This is a genomic window from Microbacterium sp. C448, from assembly GCF_000582705.2.
In the GTDB taxonomy this organism is placed as follows: domain Bacteria; phylum Actinomycetota; class Actinomycetes; order Actinomycetales; family Microbacteriaceae; genus Microbacterium; species Microbacterium lacus_A.
Genome location: NZ_HG779619.1, coordinates 1 through 19,407, shown reverse-complemented (window position 1 = coordinate 19,407; position 19,407 = coordinate 1). Strand labels below are relative to the sequence as shown.

Here is a 19,407-nt window from a genome sequence, read left to right as displayed (position 1 = left end):
CTGGGGTGGCGGGGTGAGACGTTCTCGACCCTACCAAGTGGGCGTTGATCGCCCGTTCTTACGGCAAATGCCCCGGCCTTTCGGGCACTACCGCGTGCTAGGTTCGTTGAGGAGGAGGCTTCCCATGGAACTCATCCAGAACATCGAGCAGTTCGCGTGGATCGGATGGATCGTTCTGATCCTCGTCTTCTTCACGATCGAGACTTTGACGCTCGAAATGACCTTCCTGATGCTGGGACTCGGCGGTGTCGCTGGCCTGGCCTCGGACCTCGCGGGTGCGCCACTCTGGCTGCAGGTCATCATCGCCGCCGCTGTCGCCGCTCTTCTCCTGCTCGTGCTCCGGCCGCCCCTGCTGCGACGCCTGCGGCGGGGTGAGGATCCTGCGCTCAGCAATATTGATGCACTTCGCGGCATGCTCGGTGTCGTCGTCTCCACCGTCGGTCCGATGGGCGGGCAGGTCCGCCTCGCGAATGGCGAAACGTGGACGGCCCGCGCAGCGACGGCGATCGAGATCACCCCCGGCGTCGCGGTCACCGTCACGCTGATCGATGGAGCCACCGCCATCGTGCAGCCGGTCGAAACAACGCAAGCAATCCAGGAGGACTTCCCCGCATGATCGAGGACATCATCCCCACCGCGATCGGATGGGCGCTTGCGCTCGTCGTTTTCATCTTCGTCGTCGTCGTCATCGCTCGGTCGATCCGCATCATTCCGCAAGCCTCCGCGGGAGTCGTCGAGCGACTCGGGCGCTACCGCCGCACCCTCATGCCGGGGCTGAACGTGCTGGTGCCCTTCATCGACCGAGTTCGCCCCCTGATCGATCTGCGCGAGCAGGTCGTATCGTTTCCCCCGCAGCCCGTCATCACCGAAGACAACCTCGTCGTCTCGATCGACACGGTCATCTACTTCCAAGTGACGGACCCCCGCGCGGCCACCTACGAGATCAACAACTATCTCGGTGCCGTCGAACAACTGACGACCACGACGCTTCGTAACGTCGTCGGAGGCCTGAACCTCGAAGAAGCGCTGACGAGCCGCGATGAGATCAACCAGAAGCTGCGCATCGTGCTGGACGAGGCGACCGGCAAGTGGGGCATCCGCGTCGGTCGCGTCGAGCTGAAAGCGATCGACCCGCCCGCCTCCATCCAGGATTCGATGGAGAAGCAGATGCGTGCCGAGCGTGACCGACGCGCTCTCATCCTGACGGCCGAGGGCACGAAACAGTCTGCGATCTTGACCGCCGAGGGCGCTCGCCAGGCCGAGATCCTCCGCGCCGAGGGAGACAAAGCCGCGGCGGTTCTGCGCGCCGAGGGCGAGGCTCAGGCGATCCAGACCGTCTTCCACGCCATCCACGTAGGCGACCCAGACGAGAAACTCCTGGCCTACCAGTACCTGCAGATGTTGCCGAAGATCAGTGAGGGTGAATCGAACAAGCTCTGGATCATTCCCAGCGAGTTCACCGCAGCGCTCAGTGGCATCACAAACGCCTTCGGTGTGAAGCCGGCGACACCCGAGCAGCCCGCTCCCCCGGCGCCGAGCGGTCGCGTTCCTCCGCTCGCCTGACCGTCTCTCGTGAGCCACCCCTGGTTCGCCAGTGCGCGCACGCCCCGCGTGCTGGCTCATCGCGGGCTCGTCACGCCGCGCATGGCGCGTGAGGGAATCGTAGAGAACTCTTTCGCGGCCCTGGCGCAGGCACACGCCACAGGCGTCCTGTACGTCGAATCCGACTGCCATGTCACCCGCGACGGTGCCGTCGTCCTCTTCCACGACAACGACCTGAAACGCGTCGCCGGCGACCCCCGCCCGATAGCGGATGTCGAGTTGGGCGAACTCCAGGACCTGATGGCATCGCGCGGCGGTCTCGCGACTTTGAGCCAGGCGCTCGAGGCCTTTCCCACCCTCCGCTTCAATCTCGACGTCAAAGCCGCGGCGGCAGCTGCCTCGGTCGGACGCGAGGTCGCCGAGCACGGCGCGCGGGTCCTGCTCACGAGCTTCTCGGACCGGCGGCGTCGCGCCGCGCTGGCCACAGCACGCTCTGCCGCCGGAGCCGTGAGACCCGCGACATCCGCTGGCACCGCCACCATCGGCCGGCTCGTCGCCGCGCTGGCCATCCTTCCCGCGCGCGCCACTACTCGACTGTTCGCGGGACTGGACGCCATCCAGATCCCCGAACGCCACGGGCGCTTTCGCGTCCTCACACCGCGGCTCGTCCGTGCCGCGCACGCGGCGGGCGTAGAGGTGCACGTCTGGACCGTGAACGATCCGGCGGACATGCGCCGCCTGGTGCGACGAGGAGTGGACGGGATCGTCACCGATAGGGCGGACGTCGCGCTCGACGCATTGAGGTAGCCACGTCACTCGCGCAGGCCGTGACTCTGTGCGTTGACTGGGAATGCCCCGGCGGCACGGCCCGTTCGGATGATCCACCCAGGTCATGGCGTTATACCGGAGGAAGGAGTCATACGACTCCGTCATACACACGCCGAGGAGACCACACGATGGCAGATCGCAGCCTACGGGGCATGCGTCTCGGCGCCCAGAGCCTACAGAGCGAAGAGGGCGTCGTATTCATGGAGCGCACGGAGTACACCTACGCGTGTACCGTGTGCGAACGAGAGACCAAGCTGGTGTTCGCGGCGGACGCCGAGGCACCGGAAGCCTGGGAGTGCCGCACATGCGGTGCCGAGGCCGCACTGGTCGTTGACAACGAGGCCGTGACGATCGATCACAGCGCCGACAAGATTCCGCGTACGCACTGGGACATGCTGCTCGAGCGTCGTTCACGCGCCGAGCTCGAGGAACTCCTCGAAGAGCGCCTCGCGTACCTGCGGGCACGGCGCGGTGCCGGCCAGAACCCCGACAGCCTGCTGCTCGGGGCGTAGCCCACACGCCACCGAGAAGGGACCGGATGCTTCGGCATCCGGTTCCTTCTTCATGTCTGGCCGACAGTTCTCACACCGCGCGCCTGCGCGTTCTCAGCACCAGCCCCAGTCCCGCGAGCGACAACAGGCTCGCGGCCGCGATCCCGATCGGCACCGCGTCGCCCATCACCACGGCCGGAGTCAGTCCCGTTCGCAGGGGAACCTCGGTGAGCATGTATCCGGCTTCGTCCACGGGAAGACCGTCGATCACACTGCCGTCCGGCGCGATCACCTGGCTCGTGCCCACGGTTGACAGGTTCACCACGGCCCGACCCGTTTCGATCGCGCGCATGCGGGCGAACGCGAGCTGTTGCACGTTCTCGTCCGTCCCGCGGAAGTCCGCATTGTTCGTCTGGAACATGTACACCTGCGCGCCCTCGCGTGCCCCGTTCCAGATGACCTCGTCATAGATGACGTCGAAACAGATCGCGAGGCCGACACCGACTCCATCGACATCGAAGAGCGGCGCATCGGTGCCCGGTGTGTACTCGCGCTGGATCAGATCGATCAGGTCGGGCGCGAACAGGCGGTAGAACCAGCGGTCCGGAACGTACTCACCGAACGGCACGGGGTGTCTCTTGTCGTACGTGGCAACCGCGCCCTCCCCCGCCTTCCACAGTATCGACGTGTTGAAGAACAGTCCGTCGCGTTCCGTGGCGGCGTTCACGATCAGCGGCGCATCGACACGCTCGGACACGTTGTCGAGCGTTCTCGCGGTGTCCGAGTTGTTCAGCGGATCGGAGTCCAGGCCACCCTCGGGCCACAGCAGCACGTCCATCTCTTGGCCATAGAGCGGCCGAGTGGCGGCGAGCTGCGCGGCGAGTACCGCATTCGCCGGAGCACCGTCGAAGTAGCCCGACGGACCGTTCCCCTGCACGGATCCCACACGCAGGGTCCCCGCGTCTGTGGTCGGAAACTGCGGCGCAACGGTGATCAGCAGGATGACCACCGCCGTGGGCGCCGCGGTACGCAGATCTCGGAACCTCGCGGCGCGCGCGTACTCGATCAGCGCAGCGCAGGCTGCCACCACCAGGAAAGACAATCCTGTGACGCCCACCCAGGACGCGGCCTCCGCAAAGGGCCCGTTCGTCTGGGTTATGCCCACCCGGCCCCAGGGATACCCGCCATACGGCCACGTGCCGACGACCAGTTCCCGCACGCACCACAAACCGGCGACGAGGGCCGGCAGCGCAATCAGGCGTGACCACAGTCCCGGCAGCACACGGGGCAGCCAGCGATAGGCCAACGCGATCAAGACCGTCAGTACGGCGGTGATGGCCGCCTCGAACAACGACAGGGCAAGCCAGGGAACGGGGCCGAGATACCGCGCCGTGAAGACCTGGTTCGAGAGGAAGAACGGAGCCGCGAAAGCGAACCCCACCAGGACGGCACCCCAAACCCCCCGTCCGATGATGGAGATGAGCGCCAGCACGACGGCGACGAAAGCTGCGGGCCACCACGCGACGTCGGGATAGGCCAGATCGAGCGCAAACCCGCCCGCGACCGAAGTGAGGACGGCGGCCCACAGCGGCAGGAGGGGCCGGGGCATGAGCTCAGACACCCGAGTAGGCAACGATTCCGCGCCGCACCGCATCGAGCGCGGTTCGTGCCGTGCGTCCCAACTCGCCGTCGGCCACGATCGAAAGTTGATCGAGTAGATCGATCAACTGCTTGCACCACCGCACGAAGTCTCCCGCAGCCATATCGGCGTCTTCCAGAACACGGTCCAAGGGCATCCCGCGCGCCCAGCCGCGGATCGCGCGGGCGAGACCCGTGGCGAGGGGCTCTGATCCCGGCAGGCGATGCTCGCGCTCGAGGTCGTCCAGGTCGGACCAGAGCTCTTCCGTGGCGCTCAAGGCGACGCGGAACTCGCCGCCGGGCAGCCCGTGCTCGCCCGGGCCCGCCGAGTCGCGGCGCGGTTCGTAGACGAGGCAACTGGCGAGGGCGGCCAGCGACGGCGCATCCAACCGGTCCCACAGACCACGTCGCAGCGACTCGGCCACGAGAAGGTCGCGTTCACCGTAAATCCGGCGCATCGTGCGCCCCGCAGCGGTCAGCGTGGTTCCGCCGTCCTCCCCCACACGCAGGTAGTCGAGCGCGGCGAGCACATCGGTGACGCGGTCGAACTGCCGCGCGACCGTACCCGTGCGGGTGTCGATCTCGCGTCGGGTCTTATCGATCTGTCGCTTGAGCTTCCAGTACCGCTCGGCCCAGCGGGCGTGCGCCTCACGATCCGGGCAGGTGTGCGACGGATGTCTCTGCATCCGCGTGCGCAGATCGCGGATCTGAGTCTGCCGGCGCTCGCGCGCACCCTTCGAACCGAGGAACTCTCCGCGGTTCTGTTTCTCGAGATCGCTCAGTTCGCGCCGGATGCCCGAATACTCGGCGAAGTCGCCGCGATCGCAGGTCATCGACTTCGCGTAGCCGTTAAGCGACTCTTCCTGCTCGCGCACCTGGCGGGCGAGGCCCACGACGGCACGGTCGGCCTGGAACTGTGCGAACGAGGATTCGAGTAGCTCGCGGGCGCGTGCTCGACCGTACCGGTCGATCAGGTTGACGGCCATGTTGTACGTGGGGCGGAAGCTCGAGTGCAACGGATACGTGCGTCGCGACGCGAGCGCTGCAACCGCCTGTGGGTCGAGTCCCTCGGTCCACTGGATGACCGCGTGGCCCTCGACATCGATTCCGCGACGCCCCGCCCGGCCGGTCAGCTGCGTGTACTCCCCCGACGTGATCGCGACGCGCGCCTCGCCGTTGAACTTCTCGAGCTTCTCGAGCACCACGGTGCGGGCGGGCATGTTGATGCCCAGCGCAAGGGTCTCGGTCGCGAACACGGCCCGCACGAGCTTGCGCTGGAAGAGCTCTTCGACGACCTCTTTGAAAGCGGGCAGGATGCCGGCATGGTGCGCCGCGACGCCCCGCTCGAGATTCTCGCGCCACTCCCAAAAGCCGAGGACGGCAAGATCCTCGTCGGGGAGCGAGCGTGTGCGATCCTCCACGACAGCCCGAATCTCGGCTCGTTCTTCGGGCGTCGTCAGACGGAGGTTCGCGCGACGGACCTGGGCCACGGCCTGCTCGCACCCCGCGCGACTGAAGATGAAGAAGATGGCGGGCAGCAGATTGTTGCGGCGGAGCAATTCGACCACCTCGGGGCGGTCCATCCGCTCGATGCGCTGCACGTTACTCGGCCGAACCGGACGCTGACCGCCTGACCGGTGACCAGCTGACCGTTGACCAGTTTTGTGGGGACGCCCCCGCGACTGCTCGTAACGACCGGTCTGGCGGGCGCTGTTCATGCTCTGTGCGCGGCGATTGTTCTCGAAGTTCGGACCCTTGGGTGAACGGATCCGCATGAGTTCTTGATTGACCTGGGCGGTCGCGATCCCCGCGCGGTCGTCGAAGAGCGGTAGCAGATCGGTTCGCACCAGCACGTGCTGTTCCAGGGGAACGGGCCGGATCTCGGACACGATGACCTCGGTGTCGCCGCGGACCGTGTCGAGCCAGTCACCGAACTCTTCCGCATTGGACACGGTGGCCGAAAGCGAAACCAGCCGCACCGAGCGATGCAGGTGGATGATGACTTCCTCCCACACGGCACCGCGGAAGCGGTCGGCGAGGTAGTGGACCTCATCCATCACGACGAAGGAGAGATCGCGCAGTGCCGGCGAGTCGGCGTAGAGCATGTTCCGCAGCACCTCGGTCGTCATGACGACGACCCGGGCGTTGCCGTTGATGTTGGTGTCGCCCGTCAGCAGCCCGACCTGGTCGGCACCGTAGACCTGTTGCAGCTCACGGAACTTCTGGTTCGAGAGCGCCTTCATCGGCGTCGTGTAGAACGCCTTGCCCCGGGGCGACAGCATTGCGAGATGGATGGCGAACTCGCCCACGATCGTCTTGCCCGCGCCGGTCGGGGCGGCGACCAGCACGCTGCGACCCTCTTCAAGCGCCTGGCATCCGGCGATCTGGAACGGATCGAGGTCAAACGGCTGAGCTTCGGCAAAGGCTGAGGTGACGGGGTGACGCTGCGCTTCGCGCGCCGCGGCGAACCTTTCCGCCGGCGACGGGATCTCCGCCGAGGGACTCACCCGTCGAGCCCGGGCGTTGGCAGAAGAGGCTGGCGCTTGTTGCGACGCCGATCGAACAGTACCGAGAGTCCAGCCGCGGCGAGATACAGGATGATCATCATTCCGGCAAGAAGGAGCATGGAGGCGATGTCTGCCGCCGGGGTCGCCAGTGCGGCGAACGTCGTCGAGATGATGACCGCCACCCGCCAGCCCTTCAGGATCGCGATACCGCTCATGATCCCCGCGAGGTTGAGTGCCACGAGGAAGACCGGCAAGACGAACGCGACGCCGATCACGAGCAGGAACTTGAACACGAAGTCGTAGTAGATGTCGTACTTGTAGAACTGAGCCATCCCCGTCGGAACGAAGCTCGCCATGAGCTCGATGACGTGAGGCAGCAGGAAGAAACCGAGCGTGCAGCCCGCGAAGAAGAGAGGGATCGCCGCTCCGAGGAACGACCAGGTGTAACGGGCCTCTTTGCGAGTGAGACCGGGCATGATGAACGCCCAGATCTGCCAGAGCCACACGGGAGCCGAGATCAACAGGCCGATCGCGAACGAGATCCGCAGACGAAGGTCGAACCCGCCCGTGACGGTGTCGAAGTTGAGCTGGACGTAAGTCCGGCCTTCTTCTTCCGCGATCTGTCTGATCGGGACCGTCAGCAGATCGATGATCGGTCCGGTGATGAAGAAGGCCACGACCATGCCGACCACGAGCGCAAGCGCAGCGATCATCAGCCGCTTGCGCAACTCCACGAGGTGCGCCGCGAGAGACATCCGCTTATCGCGGCGCGGTTCGTCCTCCGAGACGGTCGCGCCCGCGTCGGTCGTGACCACGCTCGACTACGGCTTGGCTTCGGAGCTTCCAGCCGGCGGGGGCGGCGTGAGCCCCGTAGCCGACGGCGGATAGGGTGCGGCGGTCTGGTCTGACTTCGCGGTCTCGGAGGCCGCGTCTTCTTCCTTCATGGCCTTCATCTCGCCCCGGAACACCCGGGCGGACTGGCCCATGCTGCGCGCCAGCGCGGGAAGCTTGGCGGCACCGAAAAGAAGAAGGATCACGGCGAGGAGGATCAGCAGGTGCCATCCGGTCAGGTTTCCTAGCATGTGCTCTCTCCGTCGTATCGCCAGAACGTGCGCAGGTGCCAGTCTACCCCGCGTGTGTGAGGGGAGCCCTGAAGGCGCGGCGACCTACAGGTACTGAGCAAGCCCGGCGCGCGCCCACTCCACAGCGGCGATGCGCGCTTCGTCCGGTGCAACGATCTCGACCTCTCCCCCGCGGCGCGCAGCCAGCCGCTTGAGTTGCGTCGGATCGGCGACCCGAAGCGCCGCCCTCGACCGCGTGCCCTCGGCCTTCACCACGGCGTGGTCCAAGAACTGCCCGAGAAGAGGAGCGACATGCGAGCTGAACCGGATGGTCGCCTCGAGCGGGCCGTCCGCTGTGCCGAAGATGCTCGCCTCGGGATCATCGTGGGCACCGGCGGGGATGTCGGTGACGACGACATCGCTCACGCGTTCGAGGTGGAACGTCCTCATATCTCGGCGCATGTGGCACCAGCCGCGCAGGTACCACTGGTCGTCCTTGACCAGGATCTTGACCGGGTCGACCGTGCGCGTCGTGGGCGAATCATCCGGTTTCTGATGCGTGAACGACACCGCGAACCCGCGATCGAGCGCGTCCATGACGGCCGATCGCACCTCGTCCGCGGGATGTGCTGCAACCGTCAACTCGGCGGGTGCTGTGCTCGCGCCGCGCGAGAGCTTCGCGATGAGCCCGGGCACGACCCCCTGCGCAGCGACTCCCGGAGCTGCGCCCGCGAGCTGCAGCCCTGCCAGGAGCGCCGCAGCTTCGCGGGCCGTGAGTCGCGGGGCCCGTTCGAAGGCGACGGTGTTGAGCAACTGCAGTTCGTCATGCTCGTCGAGCAGGTCCCAGTCGATGTCGAACAGGTCGTTGTGCATGCCGTCGGGCAGGCCGATCACGACCAGCCCCTCGGCCAAGCTACGCAGGACATCGGGCGCCACGTCGAGCTCGCGAGCGGCCTCGGTGACCGAGACGGGTCCGCGTTCCACCAGGTACGGGACGAGATTCATGACGATCGCGACGCGGTCGATCGCGAGAAGCGGTTTGTCGGGACTCATGTGCTCACCCCGTGCGCCTCGAGAGTTCGCTGTAACCGCGCAATGACCTCGCGGCGCAATTCCGGCGGGGACTCGACACGTACCTCGGGGCCATACGAGGCGAGCTCATCGGCAAGCACGTGGATGTCGACGAATCGAACGCGCAAGATGTCTCCGTCGCGCGTGCCTCGCCGACGTAGACGGACGGCGGCCTCGGTCGCATCCTGCACGTGCAACTCGGCGACGTTCTGCGCCGACACGCTCTCGAGTCCCAGCCGAGCACGCTCCCCCGCACCCAGGCGCGCCTCGGGATCGAACCCTTCTTTGGTCACCACGACGTCGCCGACGATTCTCGACAGCAAGAAGGTGCGCGTCTGCCCGAGATCGCGGTCGAGACCGTGCACGTGCCAGCGACCCTCGAACTCGATCAGCGCGTGCGGTTCGACCGTTCGCAGACGCGGGACGTCGTCGCCCGGCTTGACGTAGGTGAACCGCACAACGCGCGCCTGATCGTTGGCCTGACGCAACGGGCCGAACGCCGGGTCGCGCGCAGAGATGCGCGGGGCGAACCCGATGATGGGCTCGTCGACATCGATCCCCAGCGCGCGGATCTTGCGGAGGGCGGCACTCGCGTCCGCCGACATCGAGCTCTCGCCCCACACCGCGGCGGCGAGGTTCAGGACTGCCACCTCGGCGGGCGTGAACGTGATGTCCTCGGGCAGCAGGTACTCCGCCTTGGGAATCAGATAGCGGGCTTCGCGCAGGTCGTCCGGATCGGCGTGATCCCCGACCGTATGGATCGGTACGCCCAGGTCGCGAAGAGCATCCTTGTCGCGCTCGAACATCTTCTCGAGGGCGTCGGAGCTGCGACCCTCCGCTCGCGCCTCGCGATAACCCGAAACAGACGAGAGGATCTGCTCCTTCGTCAGCCCGTACCGGTGCGCCATGAGCGCGACGGTCAGACTGAGCAGTCGCTCCTCGGGCGCTATCTTCTCCGGCACGGACCCATCCTAGGCGCGGGCACGGAACCCCAGACAGGGCGCGGGATTACTCCGGCAGTTCGTCGAGTCCGAGGATGTCGACCACGAACACGAGCGTCGAGTCCGCGGGTACCGCACCGCTCGCCTGGTCGCCGTAGCCGAGCTCGGGCGGCACGACGATCAGCACCTGCGAACCGACCGTCTGTCCGCGAAGGCCTTCCGCGAACCCTTCCACGACCTGGTCGAGCGAGAACGAAACCGGCGCTGTGCCCCACGACGAGTCGAACTCATCCTTCGTGTCCCACAGCACACCGGTGTACGCGACGCGAACAGGCACGTCCCCGGTCACCTCGGCGCCCGTGCCCTTCTTGAGGACCTCGACCTTCAGATCCGTCGGCGGGGCGCTGTCGGGGACGATGATGCCCGGACGCCCATCGGGAGCGCGAACGACGCTCGGCAGGCCGTTCTCGGTCACGAACTGATCGGCACCGTCGGCCTTCGCGAGGTAGACCTTCTGCAGGTCGACGGACAGGATCGCGGTGCCGTCTTCGGCCAGTCCCAGGCTCGCCGCCGACTCGGCCGGCAACGAAGAGCTCGGCATCAGTGTCAGAACGCGGCTTCCCTCACGCGCACAGGCCAGGGAATCCTCGAGACCCGGGAAAGTCGTGGTCCACTCCGAGAGCGGGCGTGCCTGCGCCAGATCGCCGTCGAAGAGGGTCGCGCCGAGGCGTTCCCCCGTCTCTCCGTCGAAGAGCACGATGTCCGCCAGCACGAGTTGATCGGGCGTCGAGATGGCGATTCCGTCACCCTCGATGGGGTCCGTCCAGACCGTCTCTTCCGTGATCACGGGGGTATACGCGTCCAGTTCGGGCTCGGATCCGAAGGCGCCCTCCACGGTCGCCGGAAGCTCGGCCTCCGGAGAGACGGGCCGAACACACGACGTGTCCGCAGAATCGGCCGACGAGCACCCGACGAGTCCGACGCTGACGAGACCGACCGCGACCGCGGCTACGAGGAATTTACGCACGGGGATCAGTCTACGGTCGGCGCTTCGGCGTCTCTGTCAGGGGCAGTGTCGGGGGCAATGTCTGCAGCAGTGTCTGCAGCAGTGTCGACGGGCCCGTCGCCGATCCGCCGCGCGTCGGCGGCACGCTGCGCGTCGCGCACACGCTTGCGGAGGTTCTTGTCGGTGATGTCGCGGTCTCCCACGGCACCCGGCGTCCAGAGCTCGACGTCTTCGTCGCCGTAACTCGACTTCGAGGCGCGGCGTTTCTGCTCGGGTGCGATCGCCCCGGGCGCCAGTCGCCGGGCCGAGATCAAGAAGCCTGTGTGCGCGACCATCCGATGATCGGGCCGGACCGCGAGCCCTTCGACGTGCCATCCGCGCACCATGGTCTCGGATGACTCGGGTTCGGTGAACAGCCCCGTGCCGCGCAAGAACTCAGCGACACGCGAGAGCTGCGTCGCCGTCGCGACGTAACAGATCACAACGCCACCGGGCCGAAGCGCCTCGGCGACCACACCGATGCACTCCCAGGGGGCGAGCATGTCGAGCACGACACGATCGACGCTCGCGGGCTCCGTTGCCGCGGGGAGCTCCTCGGAGAGATCGCCGACGACGACCTGCCATGTCGGGGGCTCCTCGCCGACGAAAGTCTGGACGTTGGCGCGAGCAACCTCGGCGAAATCCGCGCGGCGCTCGAACGAAAGCAGCCGACCGGCCGGGCCGATCGCCCGCAGCAACCACAACGACAGTGCACCCGAGCCCACTCCCGCCTCGACGACCGTCGCGCCGGGGAAGACATCCGCCTGGGCGAGGATCTGCGCCGCATCCTTCGGGTACACGATCGCCGCGCCGCGCGGCATCGACATCACGAAATCGCGCAACAGCGGACGGAGTGCGAGGTACTCGTGGCCCGCGCTGTTCTCCACGACCGAACCATCCGGCAGCCCGATGAGCGCTTCATGGCGCAGAACGCCGTGATGCGTGTGCAACTCGCCGCCGACGCGCAGCGTGATCGTGTGCAGGCGACCCTTGGGACCTGTCAGCTGCACCCGATCGCCCGCGCCGAACGGCCCGGATGTACGCGGACCCTCGTATTGCTCCGCGACCGTCATGCGACGTGTCCCGCGTGCAAGCCGCGCTCGGCGTGCATTCGCGCGACATCCGCGACGCCCACATTCGCCAACGTCTCGAGGATGACCGACGTGCCGGTGCCGGCCAACGAGACGAGGTTGGGGACGCCGATGACGGTGCAGCCCGCCGCGACAGCCGAGCGCACCCCGTTCGGGGAGTCCTCGATGGCCACCGTGTCGCTGATGTCGACGCCGAGGAGTTCCGCCGCCTTCAGATACGGGTCCGGGAAAGGCTTCGGGCGTTCGACGTCGTCACCGGCGACGATCAGATCGAAGGCGTCGAAGTCGAGCAGATCGACGATCGACGTCGCCATCCGGCGCATCGACATCGTCACGAGGGCCGTGGGGATGCCCGCCTCGCGCAGCGCCATCAGCAACTCGCGCGCACCCGGACGGAACGGTACCCCGCCGGCCGCGAGCGAAGCCAACACGTCGTCGGTGAGACTATCGATGATCTCCGGAACACTCATCCGCACGCCAGCGGCCTGAAAGATGCGCGCCGCGTCTTCGAGTCCGAGGCCGACGAGCTGCAAAGCCTGTTCGTGCGACCACGTCCCCCCGAAGCTCTCGACGAGCGGCGTCTCGGCCGCCATCCAGTGGGGTTCGGTGTCAACAAGGGTTCCGTCCATGTCCCAGAGGACAGCACGCGGATGGGGATGGGTCACCCGCCCCATGCTACCGAGAGCGCCGCGCCGAGCCTGGACCGTCCCCGAGCCTGAACGCCTATCCTGGAGAGATTCCTCGCGGCGACATCCGTCCTCGCGTGGGCCGCACGCCCAGGAGGCGCGGTGGGAGGAGGCGCGGTGGAAGGTCTCGGACGCAGAGTGCTCGTCGTCGCATTCGATGGGTGGAACGACGCGGGTGAGGCGGCGTCGGCTGCCCTCGGCGTGCTGCGTGGAGCGGGCGAGTTCGAACCCGTTCACTCGGTCGATCCCGAGCTCTACTTCGACTACCAGTACACGCGTCCGTCGGTCGCCATGGATGCCGAAGGGCGACGCTCGCTGCGCTGGCCCGAGGCGACGATCCTCCGACCAGCCCAGCGCACGCGCGGCACGCAGCTGTGGCTGCTGACGGGGGTCGAACCCGCCCGCGCGTGGCAGGCGTTCGCCGCCGAGCTCGTCGACGTCGCCCTGCGCGAAGACATCACCGGCATTGTCGGCCTGGGGTCGATGATGTCCGATGTACCGCACACGCGCCCCATCTCGGTCTTCGCCGGCACCGACAACGAACGCATCCGCGAGAGCCTCGGGCTCGAACGCAGCACCTACGAGGGGCCCGTCGGCATCCTCTCGGTCCTCTCGGCCGCGGCCGAAGAGGCCGGGATCCCGGCCGTCGGACTCTGGGCGAGCGTGCCGCACTACGTGGCGGGACACACTCCCTCGCCGAAGGCGACGCTGGCTCTGCTGGATCGTCTCGAGGATGTCGCGGGTGCTCCGATCGAGCGGGGCGATCTGCCGACCCAGGCGGCGACGTGGGAAGCATCCATCGACGCCGCTGCCGCCGACGACGAAGAGATGACGGAATACATCCGTCAGCTCGAGCGCACCCGCGACACGTGGGACTCACCCGAGGCTTCCGGAGACGCGATCGCCCAGGAGTTCGAGCGCTACCTACGCCGAGGCGGCGACGGGCCGACCAAGCCCGGTCGCGACGACCCGCGCCGCTGACGCTCCCCCGTCGATCAGTAGGGCTGCAGCACGCCCGTCGACAATAGGACGATCAGGGCGCCACCGAGCAGCAGGCGATAGATCACGAACGGCAGGAAGCTGCCGCGTTTCAGATACCGCATCAGGAACGCGATGACCGCAAGGCCCACGATGAACGCGACGACCGTCGCCGCGGCCGTGTCGAGCAGGCTGTAGGGGCCGCTTGGGCCCTCGAAACTCTGCAGCAGCTCGTAGAACCCGCTCCCGAAGACAGCGGGCACGGCGAGCAGGAATGCATACTCGGCCGCTGCGGGCCGTGTGTATCCGAGCGTCAAGCCCATTGTCGTCGTCGCTCCGGAGCGCGACACACCCGGGATCAGCGCGAGCGCCTGCGCGAGGCCGAGCGCCAGCCCGTGCGGATAGGTCAGATCCTTCATCTCCCGTACGCGTCGACCCCATCGGTCGGCAGCACCCAGCAGCAGGCCGAACACGATCAGCACGATCGCCACCAGCCAGAGGTTGCGGAACGTACCGCGGATCGTGTCCTGGAAGAAGAACCCGAGCACCGCGATCGGCACCGAACCGATGATGATGAGCCAGCCCATCCGGGCATCGGCGTCACCCCGCGGCACCTTGCCGACGAGCGACTGCGCCCAGCGCGAGATGATCCGCACGATCGTGCCCCAGAAGTACACGAGCACGGCCGCCTCGGTGCCGAGTTGCGTGATCGCGGTGAAAGTCGCGCCCGGGTCGGTGGCCGACGGCAAGAACTCGCCGAGGATGCGCAAGTGCGCGCTCGAAGAGATGGGCAGGAACTCGGTGAGTCCCTGCACGACGCCGAGGATGAGGGCTTCGATGAATTGCATGGGCAACTTCCGGTGCGGGGTCGTGACGGGAGGATGAGGATGGCCTCTGACCGAGGCATCCGTAAGTCAGTATCGGCGGATCAGATCGGTGAGCACGCGCTGCCCGAACTGGAGCGATTCGATCGGCACACGTTCGTCGATCCCGTGGAACATACCGGTGAAGTCCAGGTCGGCGGGGAGGCGCAACGGCGCGAAACCGAAACCGGCTATGCCGAGCGCCGCGAGAGCCTTGTTGTCGGTGCCGCCTCCCATCAGGTACGGGATGACGGGTACGCCCGGGTCGTGCTCGCCGAGCACGGCGACCATCTCATCGACCAACGAACCGGAGAACGGGACTTCCAGGCCGATGTCGGCGTGCACGATCTCGATCTCGATGTCGTCACCGATGATGCGGCGGATGTCTGCGAGCGCCGCGTCTTCCGTGCCCGGGAGAACGCGCACATCGATCAGGGCTTCGGCGTGATCCGGGATCACATTGTGCTTGTAGCCGGCGGTGAGCCCGGTCGGGTTGGTCGTCGTGCGAAAGGTCGAGCGCAGGAATCCCTCGGCCGGGCCCGCGTGCGCCGCGAGCATGTCCGGGTCGCTCGTGTCGGTTCCGGTGAGGGCAGCGAGGCCCTCGAGCAACTGGGTCGTCGTCGCCGTGAGCCGCACGGGCCATTGCGTGCGCCCGAGGGCAGCGACGGCCTCGGCCAGGCGCGTGACGGCGTTATCGGGATGCAGACGCGATCCGTGGCCGGCGCGACCGCGCGCGATCAGGCGAATCCAGATCAGGGCCTTCTCGCCCACCTGCAGCAGGTACGCCCGGTGGTCGTCGACCGAGATGGAGTAGCCCCCGACCTCGCTGATCGCCTCGGTCGCGCCCGCGAACCACTCGGGACGCTGATCGACGACAAGTTGCGAGCCCTCGACACCGCCGTTCTCTTCATCGGCGAAGAATGTGACGATCACGTCGCGTTCGGGCTGGTGCCCCGCGCGCAGGATGTCGGCGATCGAGGTCAGGATCATGGCATCCATGTCCTTCATGTCGACCGCTCCCCTGCCCCAGAGCATTCCGTCGCGCACCTCACCGGCGAAGGGATCGACGCTCCAACCCTCGGGCGGAGCGGGCACGACATCGAGGTGCCCGTGCAGGATCAGGGCAGGTTTGGACGAATCACGGCCCGGGATCCGCGCGTGGACGTTCGTGCGTTTCGGGATGGGCTCGAAATAGTCGACCGCCAGCCCGAGGGCTTCCAGGTACGCACCGACATACTCGGCCGCCTCGCGCTCGCCGTTCGCCTTACCGCCGCCCCAGTTCGAGGTGTCGAAGCGGATCAGATCCCGCGCGATCCGGGCGACTTCGGGCAAATGCTGCCCGGAGGGGGACGGCGAAGAGGACGCATCGGCTCCGGGCATGCCGACCACGCTACCCGGGTCGGGGTAGTCGGCCGAGTCGTGATAGTCTCGATCCTCGGTTGCGGAAGCAGCTCACCCATGCGCGGGTGGCGGAATAGGTAGACGCGCTAGCTTGAGGTGCTAGTGCCCTTTAACGGGCGTGGGGGTTCAAGTCCCCCCTCGCGCACAGCGGTAAAGAAGGCCCCGGATCTGGGATTTCAGATCCGGGGCCTTCTTCGTTGAACGCCCGCTCGCGGAGCGCGGCACCGCCCCCGTCGCCTAAAATCGAGAGCATCGTGACATCTGAAGAAAAGACCGGACCTGCCGACCATCGTCCGGCGGACCCTCGCGTGGTCCACGAGGCGAAGCGGCGCGTAGTCGACGAGGCGAAGCGCCGGAGGACGATCGCGATCATCTCCCACCCCGACGCCGGCAAGTCGACTCTGACGGAGTCGCTGCTGCTGAACGCGCACGCCGTCTCCGAGGCGGGTGCGGTACACGGCAAGTCGACGCGACGCTCGACGGTCTCCGACTGGATGGAGATGGAGAAGGCGCGCGGGATCTCGATCAGCTCGGCGGCGATTCAGTTCATCGTCGAGGACGTCGTCGTGACCGTCGTGGACACACCGGGCCACGCGGACTTCTCGGAGGACACCTACCGGGTGCTCTCCGCCGTCGACACGGCAGTCATGCTGATCGACGCGTCGAAGGGCATGGAGGCCCAGACGCTCCGGCTATTCGAAGTGTGCCGTAACCGCGGCATCCCGATCATCGTCATGGTCAATAAGTGGGACCGTCCTGGCCGTGACCCCCTCGACCTCCTCGACGAGCTCCAGCGCGTCACGTCGCGTCAGCCGATGCCGCTCAATTGGCCCGTCGGTGAGGCCGGACGCTTCCTCGGTTTGCGTGATGTCGTATCTGGCGAACTCCTCACGTTCGAGCACGTCGACGGCAACGCTCATCTTCCGCGGATCCAGCTGCATCCCGCGACGGACGCCGCCGGGATGCTCGGGGACGACTGGCAGACCGCCGTCGAAGAGGCACAGTTGGTCGAACTCGACGGTGGAGAGTTCCGCGCCGAGGCCTTCGCGGATTTGACCGGCATGCCCGTGTTCTTCGGTGCCGCCGTCCGCAATGTCGGCGTCGAGCAGTTGCTGCGTTTCGTCTGCCGTGCCGCGCCCTCGGCGACGCCGCGAATCAACGTGAACGGGATGCCCCGTCCCGTCGATGCGCCCTTTTCCGCACAGATCTTCAAGGTCCAGGCCAACATGGACCCCGCACACCGCGATCGGGTCGCGTTCATGCGCATCTGTTCGGGAATCTTCACGCGAGGTATGTCCGTCGTGCACGCACAGACGGGCCGCCCATTCGCGACGAAGTACGCCTTGCAGATGTTCGGTCGAGAACGCGACACCGTCGACACCGCGTGGCCCGGCGACATCGTGGGGCTCGTCAACGCCACGCACCTGCGACCCGGCGACACGCTCTACTCGGAAGACCGGGTCGAGTTCGAGGGCATCCCCTCGTTCACCCCCGAGCTGTTCGCGCTCGCGTCGCCCGTCGACGTCAGCACCGCGAAGAAGTTCCGCAAGGGCATCACGGCGTTGACCGAAGAGGGTGTCGTGCAGCTCCTCGACTCCGAGAAGCGTGGACCCCAGAATCCCGTGCTCGGCGCGGTCGGTGCGATGCAGTTCGAGGTGCTTTCGGGACGCATGGCCTCGGAGTTCGGGGTCGAGATTCGGTTGACCGACCTGCCGTACACCGTCGCCCGACTCGTCGACGCCGATACGGCTGCCGCCCTGGCGTCCCGACGCGACTGCGAGATCGTGATGCGGAAGACGCAGCGGCTCGCCCTGTTCCGCACCGAGTGGCAGTTGCGCTCGCTGGAGAAGGACATCCCGGGGCTTGCGTTGGACGCGGACCGGGTCGTCGTCGGGCGGTAATCAGCCCATCGACACGCCGAACGCCAGACCAAGCACGTAGGTCACCGCGGCAGCGCCGAACCCGATCGCGAGCTGGCGCAGCGCGCGTCGGAGTGGCGGTCCACCCGAGAGCAGCCCCACCATCGCCCCCGTCGCAAGCAGGGCGATTCCCACCAGCGCCAGGGCCAGCGCGACCGCGGCGACGCCCGACAGTCCGAAGATCCATGGCAGCACCGGGATGATCGCGCCCGACGCGAAGAACAGGAAGCTCGAGCCCGCCGCTGCCCACGCGCCGCCCACCACATCGTGTTCCCCCGCGGCCTCCCGAGGAACCGCGAACGGCGTCGAGCGGTCCGCGGCGCGCGCCGCCTCCACCGTCAGGCGAGCGCGCTCGAGGGCTTCGCCGATCGCCATTCCTCGCGTGCGATACACGAGCGCCAGCTCGTTGGCGTCGAGGTCGAGGTCCGGCAGTACATCATCCGCGTACCCGTTGGGTTCGGTTGCCGCGAGCAGTTCTCGCTGCGACCGGACGGACACGAACTCCCCCGCTCCCATCGACAGTGCGCCGGCGAGCAGTCCCGCGATGCCGCTGAACAGTACGAACTGCGGTGCCACGCCGGTCGCCCCGATACCCATGACCAGGGCGAGGTTGCTGACCAGGCCGTCGTTCGCCCCGAACACCGCCGCGCGGAAAGTCCCGGACAACCGTCGCCGCCCTCGCGCCGCGAGGCCTCGCACGACCTCGTGGTGGATCTTCTCGTCGGCGCGCATCGCGGGCGTCGCCGCCGCATCGCTGTCGTACGGCGACCGGCCCTCCGCGTTCTGTGCGAGAGCGAGCACGAAGATCGATCCGAAGCGCCGGGCCATCCATCCGAGCACGCGTGTTTCGAGGTCAGCCTTCGGGAGGCGCGCAGGTTCGCCGCCGAGCAGCGCCAGCCAATGCGCCTCGTGCCGCCCCTCGGCCTCCGCGAGTGCCAGCAGGATCTCGCGCTCTTCGCCCTCGCGTCGCGCGGCGAGGTGCCGGTAGACGCTCGCTTCCGCACGTTCGTTGACGAGGTACCGGATCCATCGTCGCCTGTCGGCGGCGGTCGGTGTCGGCGCGGGCGCGCTCATAGGGCCTCCAGGACGACGGGGACGGTGGAGTAGAGAGGGTGGGAACCCGCTCAACGCTATCCACCGCCGGTCATCGACGACCGCCGATCGCCGGTATTGCCAGCATTTCGGGCCTCCGAAGCGGACTCGGTGAGGCGAGCCGCGATCAGGAGTGGACGCGGCGGCGGAGGACCTCGATGCGCGCCTGCAGCTGGGCCACCGTCGCGTGCGACACGGCGGGACCGCCGCAGATACGCCGCAGTTCGGCGTGCACGAGTCCGTGCGGTTCGCC

General features: G+C 67.3%; 18 protein-coding genes and 1 tRNA gene. 7 read left to right on the top strand and 12 right to left on the bottom strand.

Annotated elements, in window-relative coordinates; translation table 11 throughout:
• Positions 1 to 124 precede the first annotated feature (124 nt).
• From MIC448_RS03575 to MIC448_RS03560, 4 genes are all read left to right on the top strand, one after another.
• Positions 125 to 616 (top strand): NfeD family protein, encoded by a 492-nt coding sequence (locus tag MIC448_RS03575; RefSeq protein WP_036296195.1) that lies wholly within the window; start codon positions 125 to 127, stop codon positions 614 to 616.
• Positions 613 to 1,563, top strand: coding sequence for an SPFH domain-containing protein (locus MIC448_RS03570; RefSeq protein WP_036296193.1), 951 nt, complete (start codon positions 613 to 615; stop codon positions 1,561 to 1,563). Before MIC448_RS03575 ends, MIC448_RS03570 begins: the two co-directional genes overlap by 4 nt.
• Before the next feature lie 9 nt (positions 1,564 to 1,572).
• A complete protein-coding gene (locus tag MIC448_RS03565) occupies positions 1,573 to 2,349 on the top strand; it encodes a glycerophosphodiester phosphodiesterase family protein (RefSeq protein ID WP_036296191.1) in 777 nt (258 codons plus the stop codon).
• A gap of 149 nt (positions 2,350 to 2,498) precedes the next feature.
• On the top strand, positions 2,499 to 2,882 hold the full coding sequence (locus MIC448_RS03560) for an RNA polymerase-binding protein RbpA (RefSeq protein WP_036296185.1): 384 nt from the start codon (positions 2,499 to 2,501) through the stop codon (positions 2,880 to 2,882).
• A gap of 70 nt (positions 2,883 to 2,952) precedes the next feature.
• Here MIC448_RS03560 and lnt read toward each other — a convergent pair whose 3' ends face one another.
• The 9 genes from lnt to MIC448_RS03515 form a co-directional block, all read right to left on the bottom strand.
• Positions 2,953 to 4,470 carry an apolipoprotein N-acyltransferase gene (gene lnt / locus MIC448_RS03555; protein ID WP_036296309.1) on the bottom strand — a complete coding sequence of 506 codons (1,518 nt, stop codon included), beginning with the start codon at positions 4,468 to 4,470 and terminating at the stop codon, positions 2,953 to 2,955.
• A gap of 4 nt (positions 4,471 to 4,474) precedes the next feature.
• The gene (locus tag MIC448_RS03550) at positions 4,475 to 6,988 is read right to left on the bottom strand and encodes an RNA helicase (protein WP_036296306.1); all 2,514 of its coding nucleotides are present in this window, start codon (positions 6,986 to 6,988) and stop codon (positions 4,475 to 4,477) included.
• 14 nt (positions 6,989 to 7,002) lie between these two features.
• A complete protein-coding gene (tatC, locus tag MIC448_RS03545; RefSeq protein WP_036296303.1) occupies positions 7,003 to 7,761 on the bottom strand; it encodes a twin-arginine translocase subunit TatC in 759 nt (252 codons plus the stop codon).
• A 66-nt stretch (positions 7,762 to 7,827) separates the two neighbouring features.
• A complete protein-coding gene (tatA, locus tag MIC448_RS03540; protein ID WP_036296183.1) occupies positions 7,828 to 8,088 on the bottom strand; it encodes a Sec-independent protein translocase subunit TatA in 261 nt (86 codons plus the stop codon).
• An 84-nt stretch (positions 8,089 to 8,172) separates the two neighbouring features.
• Positions 8,173 to 9,120, bottom strand: coding sequence for a YafY family protein (locus tag MIC448_RS03535; RefSeq protein WP_036296181.1), 948 nt, complete (start codon positions 9,118 to 9,120; stop codon positions 8,173 to 8,175).
• A complete protein-coding gene (locus tag MIC448_RS03530) occupies positions 9,117 to 10,100 on the bottom strand; it encodes a YafY family protein (RefSeq protein ID WP_036296178.1) in 984 nt (327 codons plus the stop codon). Before MIC448_RS03530 ends, MIC448_RS03535 begins: the two co-directional genes overlap by 4 nt.
• A gap of 46 nt (positions 10,101 to 10,146) precedes the next feature.
• On the bottom strand, positions 10,147 to 11,106 hold the full coding sequence (locus MIC448_RS03525) for an FKBP-type peptidyl-prolyl cis-trans isomerase (protein WP_036296176.1): 960 nt from the start codon (positions 11,104 to 11,106) through the stop codon (positions 10,147 to 10,149).
• 5 nt (positions 11,107 to 11,111) lie between these two features.
• The gene (locus MIC448_RS03520; protein WP_051513068.1) at positions 11,112 to 12,197 is read right to left on the bottom strand and encodes a tRNA (adenine-N1)-methyltransferase; all 1,086 of its coding nucleotides are present in this window, start codon (positions 12,195 to 12,197) and stop codon (positions 11,112 to 11,114) included.
• On the bottom strand, positions 12,194 to 12,880 hold the full coding sequence (locus tag MIC448_RS03515) for an HAD family hydrolase (RefSeq protein WP_373457220.1): 687 nt from the start codon (positions 12,878 to 12,880) through the stop codon (positions 12,194 to 12,196). Before MIC448_RS03515 ends, MIC448_RS03520 begins: the two co-directional genes overlap by 4 nt.
• A gap of 138 nt (positions 12,881 to 13,018) precedes the next feature.
• On the opposite strand from MIC448_RS03515, the gene MIC448_RS03510 reads away from it, so the two are divergent.
• Complete coding sequence (locus MIC448_RS03510; protein WP_036296172.1) at positions 13,019 to 13,882, top strand: PAC2 family protein; 864 nt, start codon at positions 13,019 to 13,021, stop codon at positions 13,880 to 13,882.
• A 14-nt stretch (positions 13,883 to 13,896) separates the two neighbouring features.
• Here MIC448_RS03510 and MIC448_RS03505 read toward each other — a convergent pair whose 3' ends face one another.
• On the bottom strand, positions 13,897 to 14,727 hold the full coding sequence (locus MIC448_RS03505) for an undecaprenyl-diphosphate phosphatase (protein ID WP_036296166.1): 831 nt from the start codon (positions 14,725 to 14,727) through the stop codon (positions 13,897 to 13,899).
• Positions 14,728 to 14,793: 66 nt separating this feature from the next.
• A complete protein-coding gene (locus MIC448_RS03500) occupies positions 14,794 to 16,122 on the bottom strand; it encodes a M20/M25/M40 family metallo-hydrolase (protein WP_051513081.1) in 1,329 nt (442 codons plus the stop codon).
• A gap of 80 nt (positions 16,123 to 16,202) precedes the next feature.
• Between MIC448_RS03500 and MIC448_RS03495 the strand changes: the two genes are divergently transcribed.
• Together MIC448_RS03495 and MIC448_RS03490 are read left to right on the top strand one after the other, a co-directional pair.
• Positions 16,203 to 16,288, top strand: a tRNA-Leu gene (locus MIC448_RS03495).
• Between the two features lie 109 nt (positions 16,289 to 16,397).
• Positions 16,398 to 18,044 (top strand): peptide chain release factor 3, encoded by a 1,647-nt coding sequence (locus MIC448_RS03490; protein ID WP_306342076.1) that lies wholly within the window; start codon positions 16,398 to 16,400, stop codon positions 18,042 to 18,044.
• Here the strand turns inward: MIC448_RS03490 and MIC448_RS03485 are convergent, their stop codons facing one another.
• Positions 18,045 to 19,136, bottom strand: a complete 1,092-nt coding sequence (locus MIC448_RS03485; RefSeq protein ID WP_036296160.1) for a VIT1/CCC1 family protein — start codon at positions 19,134 to 19,136, stop codon at positions 18,045 to 18,047.
• Between the last annotated feature and the right edge of the window lie 271 nt (positions 19,137 to 19,407).